Here is a 25,722-nt window from a genome sequence, read left to right as displayed (position 1 = left end):
AAAAGCTTTTTAATCCTAGGGCCAGCGGCCCCGGGAGCCTCCCATGCCCAGAACATTCTCCGTGATGACCTACAACGTCCACAGTTGCATCGGGACCGACCGCAAACTCTCCCCGCTGCGCATCGCAGAGGTCATCGATCGGTGCAACCCCGACATCGTGGCGCTGCAGGAACTCGACGCCGGGCTGCCGCGCACCCAGATGATCGACCAGGCCCACCTCATCGCCATGACACTGGAGATGTCGTTTCATTTCCACTCCTCCATCCACCTGAAGGAAGGGGGCTACGGCAACGCCGTGCTGAGCCGCGGCGACGTTCGGCTCATCAAGGCGGGCGCGGTGCCCACCGATCCACTGCACCCGTCTTTCGAGCGCCGCGGTGCGGTTTGGGCCGAGGTGACGCTGCGCGGCCACGTAATCCAGGTGCTCGCCACCCACTTCGGGCTGAACCGCGGCGAACGGATGCAGCAGGCCCGGGCGATGACCGGCCATGAATGGCTGGAACATCCGGAGTGCAGCCACCCGGTGGTGCTGTGCGGCGACTTCAACGCCATGGCCGGCTCATCGGTCTACCGGCTACTTACCCGGCAACTGCACGACGTGCAGCGTGGCCTCAAGGGACGCCTCCCGCGCGGCACCTGGCCCTCTCAGCTCCCTTTCATGCGTATCGACCACATGTTCGTATCGCGGGAGCTCAAGGTGCGCCAGGTCTGGGTGCCGCGCACCCCGCTGACGAGGGTTGCCTCAGACCACCTGCCTCTGGTCGTCACGCTGGAGCTGCCATGACGGTCCTTAAACCCGGCACCAATTGCATGGGCATCTATCCGGTCGAGGGTACAGGGGTACTGGTCGATGCGGAGGACTACTATCGCGCCTTCTACCACACCGCCCTGGCCGCGCACAGCTACCTGCTCCTGGCCGGGTGGCAGTTCGACTCGGAGGTCCGCCTACTGCGCGGGGACGAGGAACACGGCGCCGTCGTAGACACGAGGTTCCTGCAGTTCCTGCAGCGGCTCTGCCAAGTGAACCCGCACCTGCACATCTACATCCTCGCCTGGGATTTCAGCACCGTCTTCTCGCTGGAAAGGGAGTGGTTCCAGGACATCATCTTCAACTGGACCACCAACGAGCAGGTGCAGTTCCGGTTCGACAGCGTCCACGCGACCGGCGCCACCCACCATCAGAAGTTCGTCATCGCCGACGGCGCCATCGCCTACCTCGGCGGAATGGACATCTGCTCCGCACGCTGGGACGATCGCCGCCACATGAAGGACAACCCTGCCCGGGTCGACGTCGACGGCGCCAGGTACGGCTCCTACCATGACATTCAGACCTACCACACCGGGCCGGTGGTCGGTGTCCTGCTCGAGCTGTTCCGGCAGCGCTGGCGCGACTCTGGAGGGGGGGAGCTGAAACTGCCGCAGGCGGGGGCGTTGACGCCGACGGTTCCTGCCGGTGCCTTTCCCCTCCCCACGTCGCGGGTCGCGGTGTGCCGCACCGTCGCGCGCACACCGCTCACCGACCAGCGCGAGGTCCACGAGATCCGGCACCTGTTCGTCAACGCCATCATGTCGGCGCAGCACCTCATCTACCTGGAAAACCAGTATTTCAGCTCGCAGGTGGTGTTCTGGTCCCTGGTGGCCCGGATGAGCATGGCGGAGCGCCCGCCGCTGCAGATCATCATGATACTCCCGGACCGGCTGCCGCTGACCGAGGAGCTGTTCCTGGGGCTGCCCCAGATGCGCATGATCCGTGCCCTGCAGCAGGTTGCCGAAAAGACCGGGCATACGCTGAGCGTCTACTCCTCGGCCGAGATGGATCACGGCAACCGCAAGATGACCTTCATCCACAGCAAGCTGCTCCTGATCGACGACCGCTTCCTCACCATCGGCTCGGCCAACGCCACCAACCGCAGCATGGGGCTGGACACGGAACTCAACGTGGCCTGGGAAACGGAACCGGGCCGAGAGGGAGAGATGACGGCGGCAATCCGCGGCTTGCGCGCATCGCTCCTCGCCGAGCACGCCGGCCTCTTGGGATGCGGTGAAGACTGGCGCTTCGAAAACGTGGAAAACCTGACCCGCCACCTGGAGTGCCTGGCCGATGACCACGATGCGCGCCTTTGCCGCTACCAGCCCGACACGACCTTTGAAAACAGTGATCTTCCCGACGTCCTGGAGCCGATCCAGCGTGTGGTGGACCCGGAGCACCCGGTGGGCAACGAACTCATCTTCGAGAGCCTCACAAAATCGGAGCTTGGTTCCTTCGCAAGGGGTATATTTAAATTAAGCCAGATGATCATCGGGCTTTAATAAGAGAAGGGAGGCGACGGACATGACAGACGAAAGGAAGCAGACGGGAGTCGAGATGGATGATCATTCCTGCGACGTCAGGGTTTGGAGCTCGTCCTGCGAACGCAACGTGTACAGCGATCAAAGCGAGAAATATCTCTGCGCCACCTGCGGCACCATACAGGGGCTGAAACACGAGATGCACCACGAGCACTTCCCGCACCTGTGCGGGGACAGCGACGAGATGAGTTAACGATCGGTTTCAGGCAGACGCAAAAAAAGGGGCGAGTCATCTCGCCCCTTACCATTTCTGATTAGCGACAATCTTCTGCCGCCTGTCGCCTGTCGCTCCCCCCTTTGCAAAGGGGGGCGGGGGGATTTGCCTCTCCACAACCAAAAGCAAATCCCCCTAAATCCCCTTTGTCAAAGGGGGACTTTTACCGTTACCGGCGGCCGATAGTTACTAGTCCTTCCGGGTCCTCGGGCACGCCCGCCTAGCGGGGCAGTCCCGGCCCCTCTCCCGGCCCCACCGATTCGACGCGCGGCACCACATCCTTAAACAGCAACTGTGCCACCTCCCGCACCTCGTCGGCGCTCACCGCGGCGATGGCCTCCAAGGAGGATTCGATCGGCTCCGGCGCGCCCAGAAGCGAGGTGGTATTGGATATCCTGCGCACCTGGGTCTCGCAGTCGTCCAGGGCCATCAGTCTCGCGCAGCGGATCTGCTCCTTGGCGGCCGCCAGGACGTCATCGGTCACCATTTCATCGCAGAACCGGAGCACCTCCGCGTGGCAGACGTCCACCGCCTCCTGGGCCCGCTCCGGACCGGTCCCGGCGTAAATCATGAGCCCGGCGGAATCGGTGTAGGAGGACATCATCGAGTAGACCGTGTAGGCGAGGCTTCTGCGCTCGCGCACCTCGCGGAACAGGCGCGAGTTCATGCCGCTGCCCAGGATCTGGTTGAAGACGGCGAGTTTGTGACGGTGTTCGTTCCCCGCGGGGGGAAGCGGGTAGCCCATGTAGAAATGGGTCTGCTCCATAGGGCGGGTGTAGTGTACGTGCTGTCCGATGGCGACCTGGTAGCCTGAAGTCGCTTTCTTTCCTGTCGGCGTCCCGGTCGGGAGCTCTCCAAGCAGGCGGGCCGCCTGCTCGGCGATCTGGTCGTGGTCCACGTTGCCCGCCACCGAGACGATGGTGGCGTTGGTCAGGTAGTTGGACAGCTTGTGCTCCATCAGACGCTCCCGCGAGATGGCGCTGATGGTTTCAGCGGTGCCGAGAATGGGCGTCCCCAGCGGGTGCCCCTGCCAGAACCCCTGGTGAAACTGGTTGTAGATGAACCGGCTCGGGTTGTCCTGGTTCATCAGGATTTCCTGCAGCACCACGCCGCGCTCCTTTTCCACCTCCTCTTCCGGGAGGGATGAGTGCACGAACATGTCGGCCAGGATGTCGAAGGTGACCGGGATGATGGAGGCCAGGGAGACCGCGTAGTAGAAGACCTCCTCCTGGCTGGTGTAGGCGTTGGCCCGGGCGCCGATGCTGTTGAATTCATCCGTGATCTGATCGGCGGTGCGGGTTGGGGTCCCCTTGAAGAGAAGGTGCTCGATGAAATGGGAGGCGCCGCCGGTATCGGGTTGTTCGTTCCGGGTGCTGCTGTCGATGCGGATGCCGATGGCGGCGCTCTGCATCCCCGGGATCTGCTGGCTGACCACCCGCACCCCGTTGGGGAGCGTGGTGAGGCGAAGTTTTGGTGGAGTCGACGAAGTAAACATATAAGCTCCTTAAAGCTGTGGAATCGTTTCGGTTTCAATGTCAGGAATTATAACACGGCGCTTTAAGGAAAACAGTCAGGGAAAAAATACGCCTGCCGGTGGTCCGGCAGGCGCTATTGCTGTGGAAGGGTCCACTGAAATTACCGGCAGCCGCCGGTCCCCCCTCCCCTTGCGGGAGGGGGCAGGGGGTGGGGAAAGTTGGCTACTTGAAATCGGCGTAGCGGGAAAGAACGAAGCCGCGGTCCTTGGCATCCTTTTCGTGGCAGCTAAAGCAGTCGCGCTTGCCGTCCAGGCCGGAGGGCTTGCCGTCCGGGGTGAAGCCGACGAAACGCCAGCCGCCGGTCTCCTGCGCCTTCTTGTCGCGCTGCATCATGACGATCATGCTCTTCTTGCCCGGCACCTGCTTGCCCCCTTCCTCCTTGATGGAGTAGTTGACGGCGACAAAGTTGCTCCCGTCCGGGTAGTTGGCGCCGCCGGACTTGTAGGTGGGCATCGCCTTCTTGTTCACGTAGATGTAGTGGATGCCGTAGAACATCGATTTCTTGTCGGTGATGACCCGGGCCTTGCTTTTCTCCCACTTCTCGTAGTTTTTGGGGAGCGAGTCGGCGGCGCAGGCGGCGCCGGCAGCACCGAGGACGGTGGCGAGGGTGAGGATGGAAATCGCTTTTTTCATGTCATGCCTCCATATGAAGAGTGGTCGGTCGTTGCGCGACGGGCGGGCGAATGATTATTCGCCCCTACAGGGATACCACAGCCCTATATTCCGTTCAAAGCTGATATGAGATTTATTTCATTTCTCCGCACCCCTGCCGCCGCTACCCGAAGCGGCCGGCGACCAGGGGTAGTCGGCCAGGTGGGCAGCCAGCTCGTCCTTGTGGTAGCGGTCCAGTTTCTGACGGAACAGCACCAGGGTCATCACCACCGGCAGCGTGAAGATGAAAATGCCGGTGAGCCCCATCAGGTTTTCGCCGATGTAGAAGGTGACGCCGAGGTTGAAGGCGATCACGCAGAGGTAGAGAAAGGGGCCGTACAGTGAGCGGTAGGGTGCCGCGCCGACCCCGGCGGGACGCTCCTTGCCGGAACCCATGCGATCGATCACCTGCAGCACCAGGACCAGGAGAGCGCTCACCAGCCACCACCCGAAGTAGTTGGACATGGGGATGCCGAAATGGGTGCCGACCTCGCGGTAGCCGTAGATCCGCCCCAAAAACCACCGGCTCCCCTGCAGCGCCACCGGGTCGGTGACGATGTCGATGAAAACCTGGAACAGCGAGCCCAAGAGCAGCACGGCGAAGGAGCGCCTGATGCGGCCGGTCTCCAAAAGGACCACGTCTCCTTTGACCCGCTTGGCCGGCGCCAGCACCAGCAGGGCAGTGGCGTAGCTGCAGTAGGTCAAAAAGACGTAGGAAAGCGAGTCGAAGAAGGGGACGCCGGCGATCCAGAGTTCGCGGTCGCGGGTTACGTCGACGTAGTAATACCAGCCGTAGGGGAAACCGGTATTGATCGAGGAAAATTCCGAGGCGAAGGCGACCAGGTAGCCGCACACGGTGAACCAGATGGTTTTCTTCCACCCCAGGTGCAGTACCGCCGCCACCAGGTACACGGCGAAAAAGGCGAAGACGTAGGGACGCATGGTGAAGGTCCCCACGGCGATATCGAGGATGTGGGTCATGCCGGAGCACTCCTTATAAAAAAGGCGGCGTCACGCAAACGTGGGGGCGGATTGTTCCGCCCCCACGCCGCCAGCAAGTGTGTTTTCTTGTTAGAACAGGGTCCCGACAATGGAGCCGAGCACCGAGATCGGGCCGGTGTCACCGAGCCCCTCCATGGCACGCTCGGCCTTCTTGAGGGTGGCTGTGGTGTCGCGGTAGAGCTGGTCCTCGTTGACCAGCTTGCCGATGGTCCCCTGGCCGGAGTTGATCTTCTGGGTGATTTCCTTCACGTTCTTGGAGGCGTCGCGCAGCTCGGTGTAGAGGCTTTCGTCGTACACCAGCTTGCCCAGTGTGCCTTCACCCTTGTTGATCTTGGCGGTGATGTCCTTCACGTCTTTCATGCCCGCGTTCAGGTCCTTCACCCCGCTCCTCAGGTCCTTGATGAGCGCGGAGGCGTCGTTGTAGACGGTCTCGTCGTTGACCAGCTTGCCCAGCGTCCCCTCGCCCTTCTCGATCTTGGTAGAGACCACCTTGAGGCTGTTCACCGCGCTGGAGGCGTCGTCGTAGAGCTTCTTGTCGTTCAGGAGCATGGCCAGCGAGCCTTCGCCGCGGTCCATCTTCCCGGTGATGCTGCTGATGTTGGTGATGGCATCCCTCAGGTTGCCGCGGTTCTCGTCCAGCATCCCCGACACCTTCTTGAGCACGTCCTCCTGGTTCTTGTTCAGGCTGTTGATGAGGACCTTGGTGTCCTTAACCACGTCGGAGAGGTTGTCCACGATGATGTCTATGTTGGCGACATCCTTGCCGCGCACCGTGCCCCCCTCGGGGAGCAGCGCAGCGTTGGGCGAACCGAAGGAAAGCCCGAGAAACTGCCCGCCCAGGAGGTTGGTGAGCCTGAGACCTGCCACGGTGTCGACCTTGATGCGGGTGCCGGGTTTCACCTCGAAGTCGATCTCGATCTTGTCGTTCAGGACGATGATCTTGGTGATGCGCCCGACGTCGACACCCGCCAGGCGGACGGGGTCGCCCACCTTGAGGCCGGTGATGCTGGTGAGATAGGTCCGGTACATGATCTTCTTTTCAAAGGGGTTCCACTTCTCCCCCACCTCGAGCAGAACGCCCAGGATGATGAGACCGAACACGAAGAACATGCCGACCTTTTTCTCAACTGATAGAGCCATATATCTCTTCCTCCGAAAACGGAAAACGTAAAAGTGCTACATGAGCAGCCTGGTCAGGACGTAGTCGGCGACCAGGATCAGCATGAACGAGAGCACGACGGACCTGGTGGTGGACTGACCGATCCCCCGGGCGCCCCCCGAGGTGGCGAAGCCGACGTAGCAGCAGACCAGGGCGATGATGCCGCCAAAGCACATGGACTTGGTGAGGCCGATGCCGATCTCCTTCATCTTCAGGGCGGCGGTGAGGCTGTCGTAGTAGGTCGCGTACGAGACGAAGATCTGCGGGTGCAGGTTGCTGATCAGCGCGCCGCCGATGATGCCGATCAGGTCCGAGTAGAGCACCAGGGCCGGGACACAGATGATGCAGGCGATGAAGCGCGGCATGGCGAGATAGCGCACCGGGTCGATGTCCAGCGTCTTCAGTGCGTCGATCTCCTCGTACACGGTCATGACGCCCAGTTCCGCCGCCATGGCCGAACCGCAGCGCCCGGCCACCAGGAAGCTGGTCATGACCGGCCCCAGCTCACGCACCATGGAGTGGCCGACGATGGCGCCGATGATGTTCTGCCCCCCGTACTTCTGCAACTCCACACCGGTCTGCAGGGCGAGCACCATCCCCACGAAGAAGGCCATGACCGAGGCGACGGGAAGGGTATCCCAGCCGACGATGGCCATCTGGGTCAGGATGCTCGGGATGTTGCGGGGCGCCTCGCGTATGAAATACACGACCTTCCCCATGAGGATGGTCATCTCCCCCAGCACCTGGTAGAAGTAGAGCACCCTCTTGCCTAGCGGTTCGAAAACTTGGGTCACTTATCCCCCCATTTCAGTCCGAAGGGGAGCCAGAAGAGGCTCAACTCCTCTTGCCCGCCATCGCGCTTCAGGCTTACCAGCCCCTTCAGGAATTTCAGTTCCCTCTCCTTGGCCGTGTCACGGTAGGAGATGAACGGGAAGAACTCGTAGGCGAGGTCGTCGCCGCGCCGTTCATGCCAGAACAGGTTCCAGAGCAGCGTGGAGGTGGAGTTGCCCGCCTGGTCCCAGCGTCTCTGGTAGATGCGCCACAAGGGCGCCCAATCCTTCTCTATCCCTTCCTTGTCCAGGATCGGCTCCACAGGAGCAGGGAGCGAGATGGAAGAGACTCCCTCGGGGCTTTTGCGGTACAAAAACAGCGGCCACATGGTGGTGCGGCGCCGTTCGTTGCCGTCTTTGGGCCAGAACTCGCGGTTATCGCGGTACAGGAAGAAGAGTATCCGGTCCTGTTCCTGTCCGAAGCTTTCCGATTTGATTTCCTCGTGCTTGTACAAGGGCCACAGATACCAGCTCTTCTCGCCGCCGGAGAAGGTCTCGTGGGAGTAGAACGGCAGGTAGCTGTCACTGTTCTTCTTCTCGCCGCGCACCTTGGTGAAGAAGGGCCAGAAGTAGTCCACCTCCTCCTGCTTCTTGCCGCGGTCGTCGGTGTAGCCGAAGAAAGGCCACAGGTAGCTGCGCGAGGTCTTCTTGGGTGAATCGGTCGACGCGTAGAGCGGGAAGATGAACTTCTTACTGGTCGGGTTGTCCGTGTTGAGCCCGGTGCTCTCCGAGGTGTAGAACGGCCAGAGCACGAAGCGCTTCTGGTAGACCCCGTCTTTGTGGGACTCGCCGTAGAGCGGAAAGACGCCGAAACCCGATTCGTTCTCGCCGGAGGTGGTGGAGAAGATGGGCCAGAGGTAGTGTCTGGTGGTGGTCCCTTTCTTCACCGTGCTGCCGTACAGCGGGAACATGACGAAGTGGTACTCGTCGCGCCAGAAGCGCTCGTAGATGTTGCCGTAGACCGGGAAGAAAGCCCGGTAGTGGCCGTGCTGCTTCGAGTCACCCGAGATGTAGAACGGAAAGAGCATGGTCGACTTTTCCCGTTCCGGCTCCGACTCCTGTTTGCGGTAGCTGGAGGTTCTGAACAGCTGCAGCACCTCGAAGTTGTCGGCCTCGGGGGTCTTGTCCCGGGTGGCCACCGGGTAGAGGTAGTAGGAAGAGGAAGCCTGCTCCTTGGCGTGGCTGGTCGTGTAGAACAGCGGACGCAGGGCGATGTCCTTGTCATCCCCGTTTTTCTGGTATTTGAACAGCGGACCGAGGATGGCGAGATTGCTGAAGCGCTCCTTGGGGCTCTCGCGGTAGTCGATCAGGGGCCACAGGGTGAAAATGGTCCCTTTCGCCTCGGGCACCTGCGCTGGCTGCTGCTCGGCCTTCTGCTCGGCCTTCTGCTCGGCCTTTTGCTCGGCTTTCTGCTCGGCTGGAGACTCAGGACTCGATACCGGCTGCGACTCGGGCTGCGCTTGGGCGCAAGCAACGGTTGCCAGGAATAGCAAAGCGGACAACGCAGTTATGGACGACGTGGAACGTGCCATGTACCTCTTACAAACTCAGATATTGTGTTGGATTACGGATAGTAACTGCTGCAATCAGGCATAGTCAATCAAAATATAGTCTGGACGGCAGTCACGAATGAATCTAGAGGAGCAGTCTCAAGACAATCTTTGCTCAAGGAGCCTCGATCTAAAACTCCACGCGAAAGTTATGCCACTACTTCGGGAAATGTCCAGCATTGAAGCGAAAAACAGCGAGGCAGGAAACGTCTGTCTCCTGCCTCGTTGAATGATGATCTGCTTTGGTGTGCGGGTCGATCAGTATTTACTGTCTGCGTAGTCGACCCAGCCGCCGGCAAGAACCAGCGCCTTGTCAAACGGAGAGATTTCGAACTGCATCGACTCCTCCCGTCCTCCCCCTCTGATGGTAAGGGTGGAGTTGGCCACGTCCACCTCGATCGCGGCGTCGGCAGCGCCGGCGTAGCTGAAGAGCTGGTCGATCTTCTCCGGGGATAGTTCGATGGCCGCCATGCCGCAGTTGAACATGTTCTGGCGGAAGATCCTGGCAAAGGACTGGGCGATGACCACGTTGATGCCGTTCACCTCGAAGACCCAGGGGGCGTGCTCGCGGGAGGAGCCGCAGCCGAAGTTGGCGCGGGTTACCACGGCGCCGGCGCCGTAGGTCTTCTCGCTCTTGGGGTCGAAACCCGGGAGTTTGAGATCCTCGAGCAGGTACGGCTTCAGGTCTTCCTTGGTGATCTCGGTGAGGTACTTGGCCGGGATGATCTCGTCGGTGTTTATGTCGCTACGGTCCAGGAAAAGGGCCGGGCCGCCAAATTTTTTCATATCTGTCTCCTGTCTAGCGGGAGCTCCCGCATTTTCGTTGTCAGTGTGTCAATGGTCTGGGACAAAGGCAATGACGGTTCGTCACTGTCGATCGTCAATGGTCCATTGTCAATTGCTTACAAGTACTTGCGCGGGTCGGCAAGTTTGCCTTCGATGGCGGAGGCGGCGGCGGTCGCCGGCGAGAGCAGGTGCACCATGCCCCCCTTGCCCATCCGGCCCATGAAGTTGCGGTTGGTGGTGGAGGCGCAGACCTCGCCCTCGGCGAGGACACCGTTGCTCATCCCAAGGCAGGCGCCGCAGGTCGGGTTGGTGACGCAGAAGCCGGCGTCCATGAAGATCTGGATCAGCCCCTCGGCCACCGCGTCCTTGTAGATCTGCGGCGTTGCCGGGGAGAGGATGCCGCGCACGGTGGGGGCGATCTTCTTCCCCTTGAGGATCTGGGCGGCGACCCGCAGGTCCTCGAGACGGCCGTTGGTGCAGGAACCAAGGTAGACCTGGTCCACCGGCTGGCCGGCCATCTCGTCGATACTCTTCACCTGGTCCGGCTTGTAGCCGAAGGTGCAGAGCGGGGTCAGATTGGAGAGGTCGAGATCGATCACCTTGTCGTACTCGGCATCGGCGTCGGAGGCCCACTTGCTGTACTCGGCGACCGCCGCTTCCTTGGAGGCGAAGGAGTCGGAGATGAAGGGCCAGAGGTAGTCCACGGTGACGCGGTCCGGGGCGCAGATGCCGGAGGTGCCACCCGCCTCGATGGCCATGTTGCACAGGGTCATCCTGGACTCCATGGTCATGCCGTCGACGATCGGGCCGCCGAACTCGATGACGCGGTCGGTGGCCCCGTTCACGGTCAACTCGCCGATGACGCGCAGGATGGCGTCCTTGGCAAAGACCCCTTTGGGGAGGGTGCCGTTCAGGTTGATCCTGATGGTCTTGGGCTCGCGGAAGGCGCAGACCCCCTTCAGGATACCCACCTCGAGGTCGGTGGTGCCCACGCCCGCGGCGAAGGCGCCGAAAGCGCCGTGGGTGCAGGTGTGCGAGTCACCCATGATCACGGTGTTGCCGGGACGGATAAACCCCTTCTCCGGGAACAGCGCATGGCAGACGCCGTTGGCGCCGATGTCGAAGAAGTCCTTGATATCGTGACGACGCGCCCAGTCCCTGAGCATCTTGGCCTGGGTAGCGGTCTTGGAGTCCTTGCTCGGGGTCACATGGTCGATGACCGCCTTGATCTTGGCGTTGTCGAAGACCCGGTCCTTGCCGCGCGCCATGAGGTCCGCGATGGCAATGGGGGTGGTGATTTCGTGGCACATCACCACGTCGATACCGAGCACTTTGGTTCCTGCAAAAGGCTCATCAACCAGATGGGCCGCGAATATCTTTTGAGCCGTAGTCATACCCATAAATTGCGCTTCCTTTTAAAGGTTGGAATGGTTTTTCACAGCAGCCAAGATAATAAAATAACAGCAACAAATCAAACTAATAATTGTTCAATGTTATTAAACATTTGCCTGTAGATATACCCGTGCTATAATGGCCGCCTCAATCCAACAGGGAGCCCCGTATGCAACTTCGTTTCAACAGAACAAACAATGAAATCGACCAGATGATCGACGAGCTGATGCAGAAGGCCGGCGGGGTGCACCACCCCGACCAGACGCGCGAGATGATCATCGCGGCCCTCAAGGCGGGACAGGACACGAGTTACCTGGCAGATCTGAAGCTTTTGAGCAACACGATGAAGGAAATGCGCTACACCACCATGGTCTTCGCACCCTACCGGCAGAAGAAGAAGGTCACCATCTTCGGCTCGGCCCGGACGCGCCCGGAAGAGGAGATGTACCAGAAGTGCATCCAGTTCAGCCGGCTGTTGGCGGACAAAGGGTACATGATCATCACCGGCGGCGGTGGCGGGATCATGCAGGCGGGCAACGAAGGGGCCGGCAGCGAGGCGTCCTTTGCCGCCAACATCAAGCTCCCCTTCGAGCAAAGCGCCAACCCCGTCATGCTGAAGAACCCGAGGCTGATCACCTACAAATACTTCTTCAACCGCAAGGTCGCTTTCGTAAAGGAATCCGACGCCATCGCCGTGTTCCCGGGCGGTTTCGGAACGCTGGACGAGGCCATGGAGGTGTTCACCCTGGTCCAAACCGGCAAGACCAGCCCCAAACCGCTGGTTCTGGTGGACGACGAGGAAGGCTACTGGGAGCACTTCTTTCGGTTCATCAAGGAACGGCTGCTGGTTATGGGGTTCATTTCCGCCGAGGACTTCTCCATCTTCACCATCACCAAGAGCTACGAAGAGGCGGTCCAGGTCATCGACGACTTCTACACCAACTACCATTCTATTCGCTTCGTCAACGGCGAGCTCATCATCCGGCTCACCAAGGTTCTCACGCCGGAGCAGATCGAAATGTTGGAGAACGAATTCCCCGAATTGAGGTTAGAAGGAAGCCGGATCGAGCTCATTAGTGCACGCCCCGAGGAGGCCGACGAGCCGGATCTGCTTGAGCTGCCGCGCATCGCCTTCCGCTTCCACCACCAGCACTATGGCCTGCTCATAGCCTTCATTAGGAGGTTAAACACCTTTTAGTAGAGCTGCTTTGAAAAAAACGTTTTGTAAATATTTTCTTGACAAGGTTATTACACGATGTTAATTTTTATTCCAGCAGCTGATTCTGGAAGTTTGCCGCGCCGAAAAGCCAAAGGGTTCCCACCACTTTGAGCCATTTCCAGCCCAAGAACCTTCCGGAAATTGCAGCATCAAACGTAGATCCGGCAGAGTTCCGGAGGTTAGAAAAAGGAGGCAGGACAATGGCACAGGGCAAAGTTAAATGGTTCAACGACGCGAAAGGATTCGGCTTCATCGAGCAGGAGAACGGCGAGGACGTGTTCGTGCACTTCTCCGCGATCACCGGGGAAGGCTTCAAGTCCCTGGCTGAAGGGGAGTCTGTCTCCTTTGACGTGACCAACGGTCCGAAAGGTCTGCAGGCCGCCAACGTCAAGAAGCTGGGCTAATAGTTTAGCCTCGAGCGTCAAAAGGCCCCGCCGGAATCCCGGCGGGGCCTTTTTTTGTCGTCGAACCCGACACCTCTGTAAACTTTGTTGTCCCTGCCCGGTATCGTCCCTGTCCGGTGTTGTCCCTGTCCGGTGTTCTCCTGCCCTCGCAAGACCTGCAGGGGCGAATAATCATTCGCCCGCCTCTTCAATAACACCGCACGTTCCGTCCACCCCCTCGCCCTTCGGGAGAGGGGCAGGGGTGAGGGCGACTCTTTCTCAAGCCGCAGCCGCCTCCCGCGCCCTCCCTTTCAGGAAAACCACGCCCTGGCGCAGCCCCAACACCACCACTAACAGCAGCACCCCCAACGCAGCCGCCGGGTGTTCGACCGCCAGGATCAGCGGCAACAGCAGGCACCGCACTCCGCTTTTCATCCACTCGTGCCGCGCGATCACGTCGGCGATCGGCGGACTCAGCCTGTAGTAGGCCGCCACGAAGAGCCGGCCCGGTGCGTTGGTCAAGAGATAGTGGTCGCGGAAGGCGCGCAGCTCGGCAACCTTCGGGTGCAGGTAGCTGCCGTAGGCCGCTGTCGCGATGAAGCACCCTCCCCCGCCGCCGCCTCCGCCGCTGCTCACGACGGGGCTGCTGACTGCAGATGGGCTGCCGTCAGTACTGAAACTCACCTGGTGACCGTCAAGGGTGGTCGTGTTGGCGACCAGCAGCACCACTTCGTCAGTCAAAGCGTTCATAGTGGCAAAGTCGCTCACCGTGAAGCTGTTCCCTCCTGCATCCGGGGGGACTTCGCTAAACGCACCATTTACCTTCTTAAACAGTGTTGCCTGTATCCCGCTCGTCTTGTTCAACGTCACAGTTAGGGGCTGTGAGGACGGTATGAAGCGGTAAAAGGCAAAGCTGTAGGATGGCAGAATGACTGTGTGGGATGGAACTGGATACGCATTGTAATTCCCCAACATGGTGGGGGGGATTATCCGTGCCAGATCGGCAGGGTGTGTCGTCCAGTCACGCGTATACAGCTTTTTCAGGAAGGTCCAAAAGTCCGTGGCAAGGGAGCTGTTGTAGGGCGCGGCGTGAAGGCTGGCCTCGATCACGGGAACCATGTTGATGTCTGCTGAGTTTAAAGGTGAAACCTTGGCAAGTCTCTCCCAGATGCTGCGCACTACGTCTACAGTGTTATGCTCCTCAGCGAGTGAACGGTTGAAGATCCACCTTCCATATTCTGTGGCCCCGTCTCTTGGAGCAGTAAGTGAAACCGCATTGGTCTGGTACAGCAAGTAGCTATCCAGATACTCGTACGACTGGTTGACATCGTCATAAACCTCGTCTTCGAACCAGGTCGATGTCATCTCGGCATACCAGTAGTCAAAGAAGCCGTTGTAGCCAAACTGGACAGCGTGATGGAACTCATGCGCTGCTGTTACTTCCATATTTTGCAAAGGTGTGTAAATCGTGGGCTGAAAGACGTCAGCGGTAAAGTCTTTATTGACCTCGATGAAACTGCTGAAAGCATGCGGGTAGGATGCCGAGGGGACAGGGTTCAGGTCGGAGGTCAGTCCATACACCAAGCGGCCGGACCTGATCGGTGTATGCATGTAGACATCATAGGGCAGAGCAGGCGGCATATGGTAGCCGTGCTGCACGTAGTAGTTGTAGACCGTTTCGAATATATCTCCGACCATGGAAGCCCAAGCGTCGTAACTGGCCAGGTTGAGGCCGGTGTACTTGTTGATCGCAGCGAGGTCAGGGGCTCCGTCTACCGTGGTTGAATAGTGAATTCTGAAATGGCCACCAGAGGAGATGACGATGGCGGGAGCAGCGAGCACCGGCGGCGTATCGAGTACGGTCTTCAAAGCTGCCTGGGTGCTGCTTTCGAGGTTATTCCAGTCCCTTCTCAAGGAATGCTTCAGGTCCGTATTGCACTTGACCGGTTTGGCTTCGACAAATTGGACATCGAGCAGAGCCTTGGCCAAAATGGTGTCGGTTTTCAGGCCGAAAGCCTCGAGGTAATAGTCGTCCAGACTGGCAGCAACACATTGAGAGGACGTCAGAACGAGAATTGCCAGAGCGACCAGCAGTTTGCAGCACTTACCCATCAATCCACCATCCTTTTCCCCACCCGCAGCGGGGCGAATATTACCTTACCTTTTGCAACTGTGACTTCCGTGAACCGGTTGTTGCCGCTGATCCTGTAGGTCCCTGGCGGCAGGTTGACGACAAAATAGCCGTTACTGTCACTCTGCGCCGCGGCGACCGCCTTGTCTCCGCTTAGGACCTGCACAGGCAGCATGGGCACCGGATCGTACCCTCCGGACGCTTGCAGCTTCCCGCCATGGGACTGGACGTAACAGATTCCTACCAGGGCACCGGTCCCCTCGGGCATCTTCACTTCAGTGATCCGCTCCTCCCTGGTCTCGACCACCGGGAGGAAGCCGTCCCTCACCGCGACGAAGGGCGTCAACGGCGCGGGCCTACCGGCAACGAAGGCCGTGCCGTCGTAATAAAAGAACGACCAGAGCTCAAGAGGCTTCTTCGCAAAGGCATGAGCAGTCAGACAGGTCAGGGCTACAGTCAAAGCGACTAGGCAGAAACGGAGACCGCTGGACATGGTTGTCACCTGTAATGGATCGGATGGTGTGGGGAAACATTTAGAGAAATGAGTCTTAAGATTACACAGTACTAAAAACAAATACAGTAAAAAAATGTAAAGAAAAACGAAGAGCAGACAGATCCCACGGGAAAGGGCAATAAAAAGCCCCGCACTCACAGTTTCAACTGCAAGTGCGGGGCAAAAGCCCTACCACAGAGGTCTCGGAGGTCCACAGAGGGCACAGAGGAAAAACGAAAGAAGGTTTTACCTCTGTGCCCTCAGTGCGCCTCTGTGTCCTCTGTGTTCCGCAGTTAGGTTTTAAAGCGACTCGACGTCGCGGTCGGTGGCGAAGTAGAGCCGGTTCAGGGCGTCGATGTAGGCCTTGGCGGATGCCTCGATGATGTCGGTGGAGGAACCGCGGCCGACCACCGGGGTGCGCTCACCTTCGGTGATGCGGACGGTCACCTCACCGAGCGCGTCGGTGCCGCCGGTGATGGAGCCGACGTTGTACTGCAAAAGCTGCGCGTCGCGCTTGGCGAGCTTCTTGATCGCTTTCAAGGTCGCGTCGACCGGGCCGTCGCCCAGTTCCGCGGTGCGCACCTGCATGCCGTCGATCTCCATCTGCACGGTGGCGGTGGCAACGGCGAAGGAGCCGCAGGTGACGGTGATGTGTGAGAGCTTGTACTTCTCGTCGATCTTCTTGGTCTGGTCGGCGACGATGGCGTCGAGATCCTCGTCGTAGACCTCCTTTTTCAGGTCGGCGAGGGCCTTGAAGCGGGTGAACGCCTTGTTCAGCGCTTCCTCGTCCAGGTCGTGCCCCAACTCCTCCAGCCGCTTCTTGAAGGCGTGACGGCCGGAGTGCTTGCCGAGCACCAGGGCGCTGGCTTTCAAGCCCACCGACTCGGGGGTCATGATCTCGTAGGTCGACTTGTCCATCAGCATGCCGTGCTGGTGGATGCCCGCCTCGTGGGCGAAGGCGTTGGCGCCGACGATGGCCTTGTTCTGCTGCACGGCGATACCGGTCACCTGGGTCAACAGGCGGCTGGCCGGGGTGAGCTGTTCGGTGACCACGTTGGTCCTGAAGGGGAGGATGTCGCCGCGGGTCCTGATGGCCATGACGAACTCTTCCAGGGAGCAGTTGCCGGCACGCTCGCCGATGCCGTTGATGGTGCACTCGACCTGGCCGGCGCCCGCCTGCACGGCGGCGATGGAGTTGGCCACCGAGAGGCCGAGGTCGTTGTGGCAGTGCACCGAGATGACGGCGTCGTCGATGTTCTTCACGTTGTCCTTCAGGTACTTGATGATGTTGAAGTACTCGAAGGGGATGGTGTAGCCGACGGTATCGGGGATGTTGACCACCGTTGCACCGGCGTCGATGACGGCGCCCACCACCTCGGCCAGGAACTTCAGATCGGTGCGGACCGCGTCCTCGCAGGAGAACTCGACGTTGCCGGTGTAGGAGCGCGCCCGCTTTACCCCTTTCACCGCCGCCTCGAGCACCTGGGCCGGGGTCATCTGCAGCTTGTACTTCATGTGGATGTCGGAGGTGGCGATGAACGTGTGGATGCGCCCCTTGTCCTCGGCGAACTTGAGGGCCTCCCAGGCGCGATCGATGTCCTTGAAACCGGCGCGGCAAAGGCCGGCGATCTCCGGCCCCTTGATGGTCTGGGCCACCTTTTTCACCGCCTCAAAATCCCCTTCGGAGGCGATCGGGAAACCCGCCTCGATGACGTCCACGTTCAGTTTCTGGAGCTGCTTGGCAAGGCGGAGTTTCTCCTCGATGTTCATGCTGGCGCCCGGGGACTGCTCCCCGTCTCTGAGTGTGGTGTCAAAGATCTTGATGGTCTTCGGTTCCGTGTTGTTCACTTGCGCTTCCCCCTTGTGTGGTTATGCTGCCTCGTTAGCCTGCCCTCCCCCGCCTGCTAATTAAAACAGACGGGGTGGCAAAAACCAGCAGGCCGAAATAAAAAAAGCCTCCGCCCCAGTAAGGGGCGAAGGCTTTTGAAAGCTTCCGCGGTACCACCCTCATTCATCCGTCAACGACGGACCTCTTGCGCCCTTTACGCGGGCTAACGACCACGGCTAGCACGGCAGCTCCCCTTTCGGAAATAGAACGACCGTTGTTCACCGCGACGGCTCCGAGGCGAGTTCACCTGCTTCCTCACCGGTTTGCACCAACCACCGGCTCTCTGTAGGGGAAGGGAAAGGCTACTACTCCTCATCACTGCCTTTAGTTTCGGGAGATAATAGAAAAGGCGCCGACCGCTGTCAAGCGCTTTTTGTTTTATTTTGGCGCAGCAGGAACTAAAACGGCGTTGCCGCAAGGACAACGCCGTCATCTTTTAACCCTGCCAAACCTCAATTTGATGTCGCGGCACTCGGTGAGTTTTTTTAACGTAGAACATAGAACGTTGAACGGTTTCCAGGTTCAGTGGTTCTTCTTCACCTCGTGGCCGCGATGCATGACGCGCTCCAGGCGCCGGCGACGCGGATAGGTGATAAGGAAGCCTATGGGACCGGACAGGATGTAGCAGATGAAGATGGTGAAGAGCATGATCACCGGCTCGGCGGCGATGACGATCAAAAGGAGCACCGCCAGCACCAGGATGGCGAACGGTTGCCGCTTGATCAGGCTCGGGTCCTTGAAGGAGTAGTACTTCACGTTGGACACCATGAGCAGGGCCAGGAAATAGATCAGCACCAGGATGGCGAGCTTGTTGTACGAGGCGGGCCACCCCATGTGGTAGAAGAAGAGCACCGTGGCCGAGACCATGCTGGCCGCGGCCGGCGTCGGCAGGCCGACGAAGCGCTTGCTTTCCACCGTTTCCACCTGAACGTTGAAGCGCGCCAGCCTGAGCGCCGCACAAGCCAGGAACAGGAAGCCGGCCAGCCACCCCAGCCGCCCGAAAGGCCTGAGCGCCCAGCAGTACATCAAGAGCCCCGGCGCGGCCCCGAAGGAGACCACGTCGGCCAGCGAGTCGAACTCGACGCCGAACTTGCTCGCGGTACCGGTCAGGCGCGCCACCTTGCCGTCGAGCCCGTCGAAGATGGAGGAGGCCAGTATCCACAGCGCGGCGGTCCGGTAGTCACCGTTCACGGTGGACACCATGCAGTAAAAGCCGGCGAACAGACTCCCGGCGGTGAACAGGTTGGGGAGGATGTAGATCCCCTTGCGCATCCCTTCCCTTTCTACTTTCGGTCTCTCTTCGCTCACGGCAGTATCCCCAGCACGGTTTCCCCGGCAACGGTCATCTGATTCATGGCAACGTCAATCCGCGTCCCCAGCGGCAGGTACACGTCCAGCCGGGAGCCGAAACGGATCAGTCCGTAGCGGCGCCCGCGGGTCAGCTGGTCCCCCACCTTGGCGTAGCAGATGATGCGGCGCGCGATCAACCCGGCAACCTGCACCACCACCATCCGCGAACCGGTTGCGGATTCCAGCACCAGCCCCTGCTGCTCGTTCTCGAAGGTCGCGCGCTCGTCACGCACGTCATAGAACTTTCCCTTGTTGTAAAAGGAATCGACGACCTTGCTGGTAATGGGCGCGCGGTTAATGTGCACGCTGAAGACGGACATGAAGATGCTGATCTTCTCCATCTCGGCGCCGGTATGCGGCTCGGTCACCTTGCCGAGGAAGATCACCTCGCCGTCGGCGGGTGCCACCACCATGTTCTCACCAGCGGGTGTGGTGCGCTCGGGGTTTCTGAAGAAGAAGAGGGAGAACAGGGCGAGCAGCAGGAACAGCGCTGCGGGGATGAAAAAGCCGAAATGCAGGAACTGGCCAAGCAGCGCCAGCAGGGCCGCAACTGCGGCGAAACCGGCGATGAACGGGTACCCCTCGACTGCGACGGGGGTATTTGTGTTGCGCATCTAGTACCTCTTGTTAAGTAGTCGTGCGGGAACTGTGGGAACCGACGGAACCTGGACAGAAAAAGGCCGTTTCCGGACCCCTGCGCACCAAAGCGGGAGTATAGCCCGAAAACGGCCTTTCATGCAATGAAAAGAAGCTGCTACCCCTTCCAGGCCTTGGCGCCGCGGCCGATGACCACGGGGCCGGTGCTGACCAGTTCCTTAAGCCCCAGGGGGCGCAGCAGCTCGACCATGGCGCTTACCTTGGCCGGGGCACCGGTCGCCTCCAGGGTGTAAGACTTCGGCGTCACGTCGATAACCTTGGCGCGGAAGATATCCGCGATCCGGAGCACCTCGGCGCGGCTTTGTTCCTCAGCGGAAACCTTGACCAGCACCATCTCGCGCTCTATGGCGTGCTCCGGTTCGAAGTCGATCACCTTGATCACGTCGATCAGCTTGTTGAGCTGCTTGGTGATCTGCTCGATGATCTGCTCGTCGCCGCGGGTCACCAGGGTGATGCGGGAGAGCGCCTCGTCGTTGGTGGGAGCCACGGTGAGCGAATCTATGTTGAAGCCGCGCCCGGAAAAAAGTCCGACCACGCGGGAGAGAACGCCGAACTCGTTCTCGACCAGAACAGCAATGGTATGTCTCATGTTTACCCTCCTAAGGCAGTTGGCAAATTAGCTGGCAAGCACCATCTCGGTCAGCGAAGCGCCGGCCGGGACCATCGGCAGCACCTTCTCCTCGCGTGCGACCTTGAACTCCATCAGTACGGGGCCGTTGGTGGCGAACCCTTTCTTGATGACCTCGTCGACCTCTTCCACCTTGGTGGCCTGCAGGCCGGTGGCGCCGAAGGCCTCGGCGAGCTTGATGAAGTCGATGGGAAGTTCCATGCAGGTCGAGGAGTAGCGCTTGTCGAAGAAGAGCTCCTGCCACTGGCGTACCATGCCCAGGAAGTTGTTGTTGAGAATGACGATCTTTACGTTGAGACGGTTCTGCACGATGGTGGCGAGTTCCTGCATGTTCATCTGGAAGCCGCCGTCGCCGCAGACCACCATGACCTGGCGCTCGGGGAAGCCCGCCTGCGCCCCCATGGCCGCGGGGAGGCCGAAGCCCATGGTGCCCAGGCCACCGGAGGAAAGCAGCGTCCTCGGCGCGGTGAAGCCGAAGAACTGCGCGGTCCACATCTGGTGCTGGCCGACGTCGGTGGCCACGATGGCGTCCGGGTCGGACAGGGCGCGCAGCCTCTGGATCACGTACTGCGGCTTGATCACGGAGGTGGACTGCTTGTAGGTCATCGGGTGCTTCTTCTTCCACTCGTCGATCTCGGCGATCCAGGGGGCGAGTGCCGTCTGGCAGGCCTTCGCGTCCGGCCCTATCTCGTCCGCCACCTTGAGCATCTTGACGAGCACGTCCTTCACGTCGCCCACGATGGGGAGGTCGACGCGGACGTTCTTCTTGATCGAGGTCGGGTCGACGTCGACGTGGACGATCTTCGCGTGCGGCGCAAACGAGGCGATCTTGCCGGTGACGCGGTCATCGAACCGGGCGCCGATGGCGATCAGCATGTCGCAGTGGGAGACCGCCATGTTGGCGTAGTAGGTGCCGTGCATGCCCAAAAGCCCAAGGGACTGCGGGTCGTTCTCAGGATAGGCGCCAAGGCCCATGAGGGTAGTGGTGACCGGGATGCCCAGGCGCTTGGCCACCGCGACCAGTTCCGCCGCCGCGTTGGCCAGGATGACGCCGCCCCCCACGTAGATCACCGGCTTCTTGGCCTGCACGATGGAGGCAACCGCTTTCTCGATCTGCTTCGGGTGCCCCTCGACCGTCGGCTTGTAGCCGCGGATCTCGACGCTTTCGGGATAGTGGAACTCGGTCTGGGCGATCTGGACGTCCTTGGGAAGGTCGACCACGACCGGGCCGGGACGGCCGGTGCGGGCGATGTAGAACGCCTTCTTCATGATGGTGGCGAGGTCTTTGACGTCCTTGACCAGGAAGTTGTGCTTGGTGCAGGGACGGGTGATGCCGATGATGTCGGCTTCCTGGAAGGCGTCGTTGCCGATCAGCGCGGTGGGCACCTGGCCGGTGATGATCACCATCGGGATGGAGTCCATGTAGGCGGTGGCGATGCCGGTGATGGTGTTGGTGGCGCCGGGCCCCGAGGTGGCGATGGCGACGCCGACCTTGCCGGTGGCGCGGGCATAGCCGTCGGCGGCGTGGACGCCGGCCTGCTCGTGCCTGGGCAGGATGTGCCTGATCTCCTTGAACGAGAAAAGCTCATCGTAGAGGTTGATGACGGTCCCGCCGGGATAACCGAAGATCGTGTCGACCCCCTCCCGTTTGAGACACTCCAGCAGGATGCGTGCTCCGTTCAGCTTCATGTAGTACCCCCATGCCGCGGCAGAAAGGCTGCCGCTATTGATCGATCCCGCGCTTGGTAAACGCCGGATCACTAGTAATGAAGACTTCCCCTGAGGCCGACCCTCCCCGGTGAAAGGAGGGCCTCCCTCTGCCCCTTGGTAAAGGGGGTCGGGGTTTTATTCAGCGGTGGTAATGGCGCCGGTGTGGGCGGAAGTGACCACCTTAGCATAGCGGGCGAGCCAACCCTTCTTGATCTTCGGCTCGGGCGCGACCCAGCGGGCACGCCGGTTGGCCAGTTCCTCGTCGCTGACGAGCAGCTTCAGGGAACGGGACGGAATGTCGAGTTCGATCTTGTCGCCGTCCTCGACCAGGGCGATGGGACCGCCCACGGCCGCCTCGGGCGAGATGTGGCCGATGCAGGGACCGCGGGTGCCGCCGGAGAAGCGGCCGTCGGTGATGAGGGCAACCGAGTCGCCCAGGCCCAGGCCCATGATTGCGGCGGTCGGTGCCAACATCTCCCTCATGCCCGGGCCGCCCTTGGGACCTTCGTAGCGGATCACCACCACGTCGCCGCTCTTGATCTGGCCGTTCATGATGGCGGCCATGGCGATGTCCTCGGAGTCGAAGCAGCGCGCGGAACCGGTGAACTGCATCATCTTCTCGCCGACGCCGGACTGTTTGACCACGGCACCCTGGGGAGCGATGTTGCCGAAGAGGACGGCGATGCCCCCTTCCTTCTTGACCGGCGCGTCGACCGGGCGGATCACGGAGTCGTCCACCCCTTTCAGGCTGGCCACGATCTCCTTGGTGGAAAGGCCCATGAGGGTCGGGCAGTCGTGGATCTTGTCCCCCAGCTGCTTCATGACGCCGGCCACGCCGCCGGCGGCGTCCAGGTCCTCCATGAAGTGCTCGCCCGCCGGGTTCATCGAGGCGATCTGCGGGGTCGTCTTGGAAAGGATGTCGAAGGTGTTCAGCGGCAGCTCCACGCCGGCCTCGTGGGCGATGGCAAGGAGGTGCAGCACGGTGTTGGAGGAGCCGCCCAGCGCCAGGTCGACGCGGATGGCGTTCTCGAACGCCTCGCGGGTCATGATGGAGCGCGGGGTGACGTTCTCGCGCACCAGGTCCACGATGCGCTCGCCGGAGGCGAAGGCGATGCGGCGCTTGAGCGCGGAAACGGCGAGTGCTGTGCCGCAGCGCGGCAGGCTCATGCCCATGGTCTCGGTGAGGATGGCCATGGTGTTGGCGGTGAAGAGTCCCTGGCAGGAGCCCATGCCCGGGCAGGCGTTCTCCTCGCAACGAGCCAACTCCGCGTCGTCGATGACGCCGGCCTTGTAACGGGCCATGGCCTCGAAGGTGTCGGTGACGAAGGAGTATTTCCTGCCGGCGTCGCCGCGGCCGCTCATCATAGGGCCTGCGGTGACCACGATGCAGGGGATGTCCAGGCGTGCCGCAGCCATGAGCATACCCGGGGTGATCTTGTCGCAGTTGGTCAAGAGCACCAGGCCGTCCAGGCGATGCGCCTCGGCCACGGACTCGACCATGTCCGCGATCAGCTCACGGGTGGGGAGGGAGTAGTGCATCCCCTTGTGCCCCATGGAGATGCCGTCGCAAACGCCGGGAATACCGAAGAAGAAGGAGTAGCCGCCGCCGGTGTGGACCCCCTTCTCGATGAAACGCTCGAGGTCACGCATCCCGACGTGGCCGGGGATGAGATCGGTGAAGCTGGTGGCGATGCCGATGAAGGGTTTCCCCATCTCGCTTTGCGGCAGGCCGGTTCCTTTCAAAAGGGCGCGGTGCGGGGTGCGCTCCAGCCCTTGGGTGATCATGTCGCTACGCATGCAGTTCTCCCTGCGCCGGTGCTAACCTTGTTCAGGATCGCCAAACCGGCTGTTGGTCTTACCAAAAGCTTAGTAGTTGAGAGCAGTTACCAGAAACGGTAGGAAGGGACACGATAATACATTAAAACCAAGCTGTCAACCGGCTAAAACGGCGTTAAAGAGACTCGCGCTTTCTCTTGGCGATCTCGGCCTCGGAGGCGCGCAGGTAGGTGGGGTTCAACTGGGCGAGCGGGGTGAACTTCCCTTCGCGGGCGGCTTCGCGTGCGATGACGGCACCGGCGCAGGCGCGGGGCAGGTTGGCATGCCAGGGAGGGAAGATGGCGAGGTCACCCAGGGAGTCCCGGATCACTTCGCGGTAGCGGACAGCGCCATCGCCGACGAAGATGGTGGGATGCTTCACCAGGGCGAGGAAGTCCTGCGGGGAGAGCACCGTGTCGGGCACGACGGCGTCGGGAAGGGCGCCGCAGCGGTACAGGGCGCCGTACACCTCACCCTTCCTGGCGTCGAACAGGGGGGCCACCTGCTCCGAACTGTAGGGAAGGTTCATGGCCAGCATGGCCAGGGAGGAGAAGCCGACCACCGGCTTGCCGGTGGCAAGGGCGAGCCCCTTGACGGTGGCGATGCCGACGCGCACCCCGGTGAAGGAACCGGGTCCCAGGGAAACGGCGAAGCAGTCGAGGCCGTCGGGGGTGAGCCGAGCCGCCTGCAGGAGGCTCGCGATGGAGTCCATCAGGCGCCCGGAGTTGCTGCGGTCTTCACCCAAGAGGCACTCGCCCAGGAGGGTCGCGTCGTCGCTCAGGGAGACCGAGGAGCAGTTGCTGGAGGTATCGACGGTGAGTATCTTCACGAGATTACGCCTTGCTCGCGATCATGCGCGCGATGTCGTTGTAGAAGGCCAGCATCATCAGGCTGATCAGGAGCACCAGCCCCACCTGCTGCGCGATCTCGCGGGTTCTCTTGGAGAGCGGCTTCCCGGTCACGAGCTCGATGAAGAAGAAGGCCAGGTGTCCGCCGTCCAGGATCGGCACCGGCAACAGGTTCAAGACGCCCAGGTTCACCGACAAAAGCGCCACGAAGGCAAGGAAGCTGACCCCTCCCGCAGCGGCCTGCTCACCGGCCATCTTGACGATCATGATCGGGCCGCCGATGTTGTCCAGCGGGATGGCACGCTCCACCAGGCGCACTAAAGAGAGCACGGTCAACTCGATCACGTTCCAGCACTGGGCGCTCCCCTTAACGATCGCTTCGCCCGGAGGGAAGTGGTCTGTGACGGTCTCGCCTGCGGCAACCACGCCGATCACCGGCCGCGTCACCTTTTCACCCAAGAGGTTCTTGCTGGTGGTCGTTTCCGGCACCATGGTGAACTTCAAAAGCGAACTGCCGCGCTGCACCTCGAGCTGCACCGGCACCGCCTTGCCGTCGAAGATGATCTTGGCGAACTCGTCCCAGCGGGTCACCGGCCTGCCGTTCACGCTCCTGATGGCGTCGCCGGTCTTGATGCCGGCCCGTGCCGCCGGCTTGTCCGGGAGCACCTCGCCCACCTTGGTGGTGACGGCGGGCACGCCCAGGAACATGTAGATGACGATGAAGATGACGTAGGCGAAGAGCAGGTTGAAGACCGGACCGGCCGCCACGATGAAGATGCGCTGCAGCACCGGCTTGTCGGCGAAGGAGCGCTTGCGGTCCTCCTCGGAGAGTTCGACCTCCTCGCTCTCACCCTCCCCCACCATCTTCACGTAACCGCCCAGGGGGAGCGCCGAGAGCAGGTACTCGGTCTCGCCGACCTGCTTGCTGATCACCTTGGGGCCGAACCCCAGGGAGAATTTCTCGACGCCGACCTTGAAGGCCTTGGCGAACAGGAAGTGACCCAGCTCATGTATGAAGATCAGCGCCCCGAGGGCGATGATGGCCCAGAATATGCTCATGTGGTCCCTCTGTCGGTATGGCCGGGTAGACCCCGGCGCCTCGGCCCAGCGGCATAAGGCGACGGACGAGGCG

Annotated in this window: 23 protein-coding genes and 1 other annotated feature; of the genes, 5 read left to right on the top strand and 18 right to left on the bottom strand. The window is 61.0% G+C overall.

The window, feature by feature from the left end:
• Positions 1-43: 43 nt before the first annotated feature.
• From JFN91_RS13810 to JFN91_RS13800, 3 genes are read left to right on the top strand one after another with little or no spacing between them, the layout of a single operon-like run.
• On the top strand, positions 44-784 hold the full coding sequence (locus tag JFN91_RS13810; protein ID WP_199389770.1) for an endonuclease/exonuclease/phosphatase family protein: 741 nt from the start codon (positions 44-46) through the stop codon (positions 782-784).
• Positions 781-2,310 carry a phospholipase D-like domain-containing protein gene (locus JFN91_RS13805; RefSeq protein ID WP_199389769.1) on the top strand — a complete coding sequence of 510 codons (1,530 nt, stop codon included), beginning with the start codon at positions 781-783 and terminating at the stop codon, positions 2,308-2,310. The genes JFN91_RS13810 and JFN91_RS13805 overlap by 4 nt, the downstream gene beginning before the upstream one ends.
• 22 nt (positions 2,311-2,332) lie before the next feature.
• Positions 2,333-2,542 carry a hypothetical protein gene (locus tag JFN91_RS13800; protein ID WP_199389768.1) on the top strand — a complete coding sequence of 70 codons (210 nt, stop codon included), beginning with the start codon at positions 2,333-2,335 and terminating at the stop codon, positions 2,540-2,542.
• A gap of 241 nt (positions 2,543-2,783) precedes the next feature.
• On the opposite strand, the gene JFN91_RS13795 is transcribed toward JFN91_RS13800, so the two are convergent.
• The 8 genes from JFN91_RS13795 to JFN91_RS13760 all read right to left on the bottom strand — a co-directional run bounded on the left by JFN91_RS13795 (position 2,784) and on the right by JFN91_RS13760 (position 11,476).
• Entirely contained in the window at positions 2,784-4,058 is a 1,275-nt protein-coding gene (locus tag JFN91_RS13795; RefSeq protein WP_199389767.1) for a M16 family metallopeptidase, read from the bottom strand.
• Positions 4,059-4,260: 202 nt separating this feature from the next.
• Positions 4,261-4,731, bottom strand: coding sequence for a cytochrome P460 family protein (locus JFN91_RS13790; protein WP_199389766.1), 471 nt, complete (start codon positions 4,729-4,731; stop codon positions 4,261-4,263).
• Positions 4,732-4,848: 117 nt separating this feature from the next.
• Entirely contained in the window at positions 4,849-5,730 is an 882-nt protein-coding gene (locus tag JFN91_RS13785) for a carotenoid biosynthesis protein (RefSeq protein WP_199389765.1), read from the bottom strand.
• A 90-nt stretch (positions 5,731-5,820) separates the two neighbouring features.
• The gene (locus JFN91_RS13780; protein WP_199389764.1) at positions 5,821-6,891 is read right to left on the bottom strand and encodes an MlaD family protein; all 1,071 of its coding nucleotides are present in this window, start codon (positions 6,889-6,891) and stop codon (positions 5,821-5,823) included.
• Between the two features lie 36 nt (positions 6,892-6,927).
• The gene (locus tag JFN91_RS13775) at positions 6,928-7,704 is read right to left on the bottom strand and encodes an MlaE family ABC transporter permease (protein WP_199389763.1); all 777 of its coding nucleotides are present in this window, start codon (positions 7,702-7,704) and stop codon (positions 6,928-6,930) included.
• Entirely contained in the window at positions 7,701-9,272 is a 1,572-nt protein-coding gene (locus JFN91_RS13770) for a hypothetical protein (protein WP_236015148.1), read from the bottom strand. The genes JFN91_RS13775 and JFN91_RS13770 overlap by 4 nt, the downstream gene beginning before the upstream one ends.
• A gap of 276 nt (positions 9,273-9,548) precedes the next feature.
• Positions 9,549-10,076 (bottom strand): 3-isopropylmalate dehydratase small subunit, encoded by a 528-nt coding sequence (locus JFN91_RS13765; protein ID WP_199389762.1) that lies wholly within the window; start codon positions 10,074-10,076, stop codon positions 9,549-9,551.
• A gap of 116 nt (positions 10,077-10,192) precedes the next feature.
• Positions 10,193-11,476: a 3-isopropylmalate dehydratase large subunit gene (locus JFN91_RS13760; protein WP_199389761.1), complete on the bottom strand. Its 1,284-nt coding sequence runs from the start codon at positions 11,474-11,476 to the stop codon at positions 10,193-10,195.
• Between the two features lie 161 nt (positions 11,477-11,637).
• On the opposite strand from JFN91_RS13760, the gene JFN91_RS13755 reads away from it, so the two are divergent.
• Both JFN91_RS13755 and JFN91_RS13750 read left to right on the top strand, forming a co-directional pair.
• Positions 11,638-12,666 (top strand): LOG family protein, encoded by a 1,029-nt coding sequence (locus tag JFN91_RS13755; protein WP_199389760.1) that lies wholly within the window; start codon positions 11,638-11,640, stop codon positions 12,664-12,666.
• A gap of 221 nt (positions 12,667-12,887) precedes the next feature.
• Positions 12,888-13,091 carry a cold-shock protein gene (locus tag JFN91_RS13750; RefSeq protein WP_183350568.1) on the top strand — a complete coding sequence of 68 codons (204 nt, stop codon included), beginning with the start codon at positions 12,888-12,890 and terminating at the stop codon, positions 13,089-13,091.
• A gap of 258 nt (positions 13,092-13,349) precedes the next feature.
• Here JFN91_RS13750 and JFN91_RS13745 read toward each other — a convergent pair whose 3' ends face one another.
• The 10 genes from JFN91_RS13745 to rseP form a co-directional block, all read right to left on the bottom strand.
• The gene (locus tag JFN91_RS13745) at positions 13,350-15,182 is read right to left on the bottom strand and encodes an MXAN_6640 family putative metalloprotease (RefSeq protein ID WP_199389759.1); all 1,833 of its coding nucleotides are present in this window, start codon (positions 15,180-15,182) and stop codon (positions 13,350-13,352) included.
• Entirely contained in the window at positions 15,182-15,694 is a 513-nt protein-coding gene (locus JFN91_RS13740; protein WP_199389758.1) for a hypothetical protein, read from the bottom strand. The genes JFN91_RS13745 and JFN91_RS13740 overlap by 1 nt, the downstream gene beginning before the upstream one ends.
• A gap of 300 nt (positions 15,695-15,994) precedes the next feature.
• Positions 15,995-17,542 (bottom strand): 2-isopropylmalate synthase, encoded by a 1,548-nt coding sequence (locus JFN91_RS13735; protein ID WP_199389757.1) that lies wholly within the window; start codon positions 17,540-17,542, stop codon positions 15,995-15,997.
• Between the two features lie 118 nt (positions 17,543-17,660).
• Positions 17,661-17,910: a binding site (T-box leader), on the bottom strand.
• A 194-nt stretch (positions 17,911-18,104) separates the two neighbouring features.
• Positions 18,105-18,854, bottom strand: coding sequence for a CDP-diacylglycerol--serine O-phosphatidyltransferase (gene pssA, locus JFN91_RS13730; RefSeq protein ID WP_199389944.1), 750 nt, complete (start codon positions 18,852-18,854; stop codon positions 18,105-18,107).
• Between the two features lie 32 nt (positions 18,855-18,886).
• Complete coding sequence (locus JFN91_RS13725) at positions 18,887-19,546, bottom strand: phosphatidylserine decarboxylase family protein (protein WP_199389756.1); 660 nt, start codon at positions 19,544-19,546, stop codon at positions 18,887-18,889.
• A gap of 140 nt (positions 19,547-19,686) precedes the next feature.
• Positions 19,687-20,178: an acetolactate synthase small subunit gene (ilvN, locus tag JFN91_RS13720; RefSeq protein WP_199389755.1), complete on the bottom strand. Its 492-nt coding sequence runs from the start codon at positions 20,176-20,178 to the stop codon at positions 19,687-19,689.
• Between the two features lie 27 nt (positions 20,179-20,205).
• Entirely contained in the window at positions 20,206-21,906 is a 1,701-nt protein-coding gene (gene ilvB, locus JFN91_RS13715; RefSeq protein WP_199389754.1) for a biosynthetic-type acetolactate synthase large subunit, read from the bottom strand.
• 156 nt (positions 21,907-22,062) lie between these two features.
• Entirely contained in the window at positions 22,063-23,724 is a 1,662-nt protein-coding gene (ilvD, locus tag JFN91_RS13710) for a dihydroxy-acid dehydratase (protein WP_199389753.1), read from the bottom strand.
• Between the two features lie 154 nt (positions 23,725-23,878).
• A complete protein-coding gene (gene tsaB / locus JFN91_RS13705; RefSeq protein ID WP_199389752.1) occupies positions 23,879-24,571 on the bottom strand; it encodes a tRNA (adenosine(37)-N6)-threonylcarbamoyltransferase complex dimerization subunit type 1 TsaB in 693 nt (230 codons plus the stop codon).
• Between the two features lie 4 nt (positions 24,572-24,575).
• Positions 24,576-25,649, bottom strand: coding sequence for an RIP metalloprotease RseP (gene rseP, locus JFN91_RS13700; protein WP_199389751.1), 1,074 nt, complete (start codon positions 25,647-25,649; stop codon positions 24,576-24,578).
• Positions 25,650-25,722 lie beyond the last annotated feature (73 nt).

It is taken from the genome of Geomonas anaerohicana, from assembly GCF_016458305.1.
Classification (GTDB): Bacteria; Desulfobacterota; Desulfuromonadia; order Geobacterales; family Geobacteraceae; genus Geomonas; species Geomonas anaerohicana.
This window is presented reverse-complemented; position numbering and strand designations above follow the sequence as displayed.

Coding starts and splice junctions, on each gene's coding strand:
- JFN91_RS13810 (WP_199389770.1), top strand. CDS start 44: ATGCCCAGAACATTCTCCGTGATGACCTACAACGTCCACAGTTGCATC.
- JFN91_RS13805 (WP_199389769.1), top strand. CDS start 781: ATGACGGTCCTTAAACCCGGCACCAATTGCATGGGCATCTATCCGGTC.
- JFN91_RS13800 (WP_199389768.1), top strand. CDS start 2,333: ATGACAGACGAAAGGAAGCAGACGGGAGTCGAGATGGATGATCATTCC.
- JFN91_RS13795 (WP_199389767.1), bottom strand. CDS start 4,058: ATGTTTACTTCGTCGACTCCACCAAAACTTCGCCTCACCACGCTCCCC.
- JFN91_RS13790 (WP_199389766.1), bottom strand. CDS start 4,731: ATGAAAAAAGCGATTTCCATCCTCACCCTCGCCACCGTCCTCGGTGCT.
- JFN91_RS13785 (WP_199389765.1), bottom strand. CDS start 5,730: ATGACCCACATCCTCGATATCGCCGTGGGGACCTTCACCATGCGTCCC.
- JFN91_RS13780 (WP_199389764.1), bottom strand. CDS start 6,891: ATGGCTCTATCAGTTGAGAAAAAGGTCGGCATGTTCTTCGTGTTCGGT.
- JFN91_RS13770 (WP_236015148.1), bottom strand. CDS start 9,272: ATGGCACGTTCCACGTCGTCCATAACTGCGTTGTCCGCTTTGCTATTC.
- JFN91_RS13765 (WP_199389762.1), bottom strand. CDS start 10,076: ATGAAAAAATTTGGCGGCCCGGCCCTTTTCCTGGACCGTAGCGACATA.
- JFN91_RS13760 (WP_199389761.1), bottom strand. CDS start 11,476: ATGGGTATGACTACGGCTCAAAAGATATTCGCGGCCCATCTGGTTGAT.
- JFN91_RS13755 (WP_199389760.1), top strand. CDS start 11,638: ATGCAACTTCGTTTCAACAGAACAAACAATGAAATCGACCAGATGATC.
- JFN91_RS13750 (WP_183350568.1), top strand. CDS start 12,888: ATGGCACAGGGCAAAGTTAAATGGTTCAACGACGCGAAAGGATTCGGC.
- JFN91_RS13745 (WP_199389759.1), bottom strand. CDS start 15,182: ATGGGTAAGTGCTGCAAACTGCTGGTCGCTCTGGCAATTCTCGTTCTG.
- JFN91_RS13740 (WP_199389758.1), bottom strand. CDS start 15,694: ATGTCCAGCGGTCTCCGTTTCTGCCTAGTCGCTTTGACTGTAGCCCTG.
- pssA (WP_199389944.1), bottom strand. CDS start 18,854: ATGCGCAAGGGGATCTACATCCTCCCCAACCTGTTCACCGCCGGGAGT.
- JFN91_RS13725 (WP_199389756.1), bottom strand. CDS start 19,546: ATGCGCAACACAAATACCCCCGTCGCAGTCGAGGGGTACCCGTTCATC.
- ilvN (WP_199389755.1), bottom strand. CDS start 20,178: ATGAGACATACCATTGCTGTTCTGGTCGAGAACGAGTTCGGCGTTCTC.
- ilvB (WP_199389754.1), bottom strand. CDS start 21,906: ATGAAGCTGAACGGAGCACGCATCCTGCTGGAGTGTCTCAAACGGGAG.
- ilvD (WP_199389753.1), bottom strand. CDS start 23,724: ATGCGTAGCGACATGATCACCCAAGGGCTGGAGCGCACCCCGCACCGC.
- rseP (WP_199389751.1), bottom strand. CDS start 25,649: ATGAGCATATTCTGGGCCATCATCGCCCTCGGGGCGCTGATCTTCATA.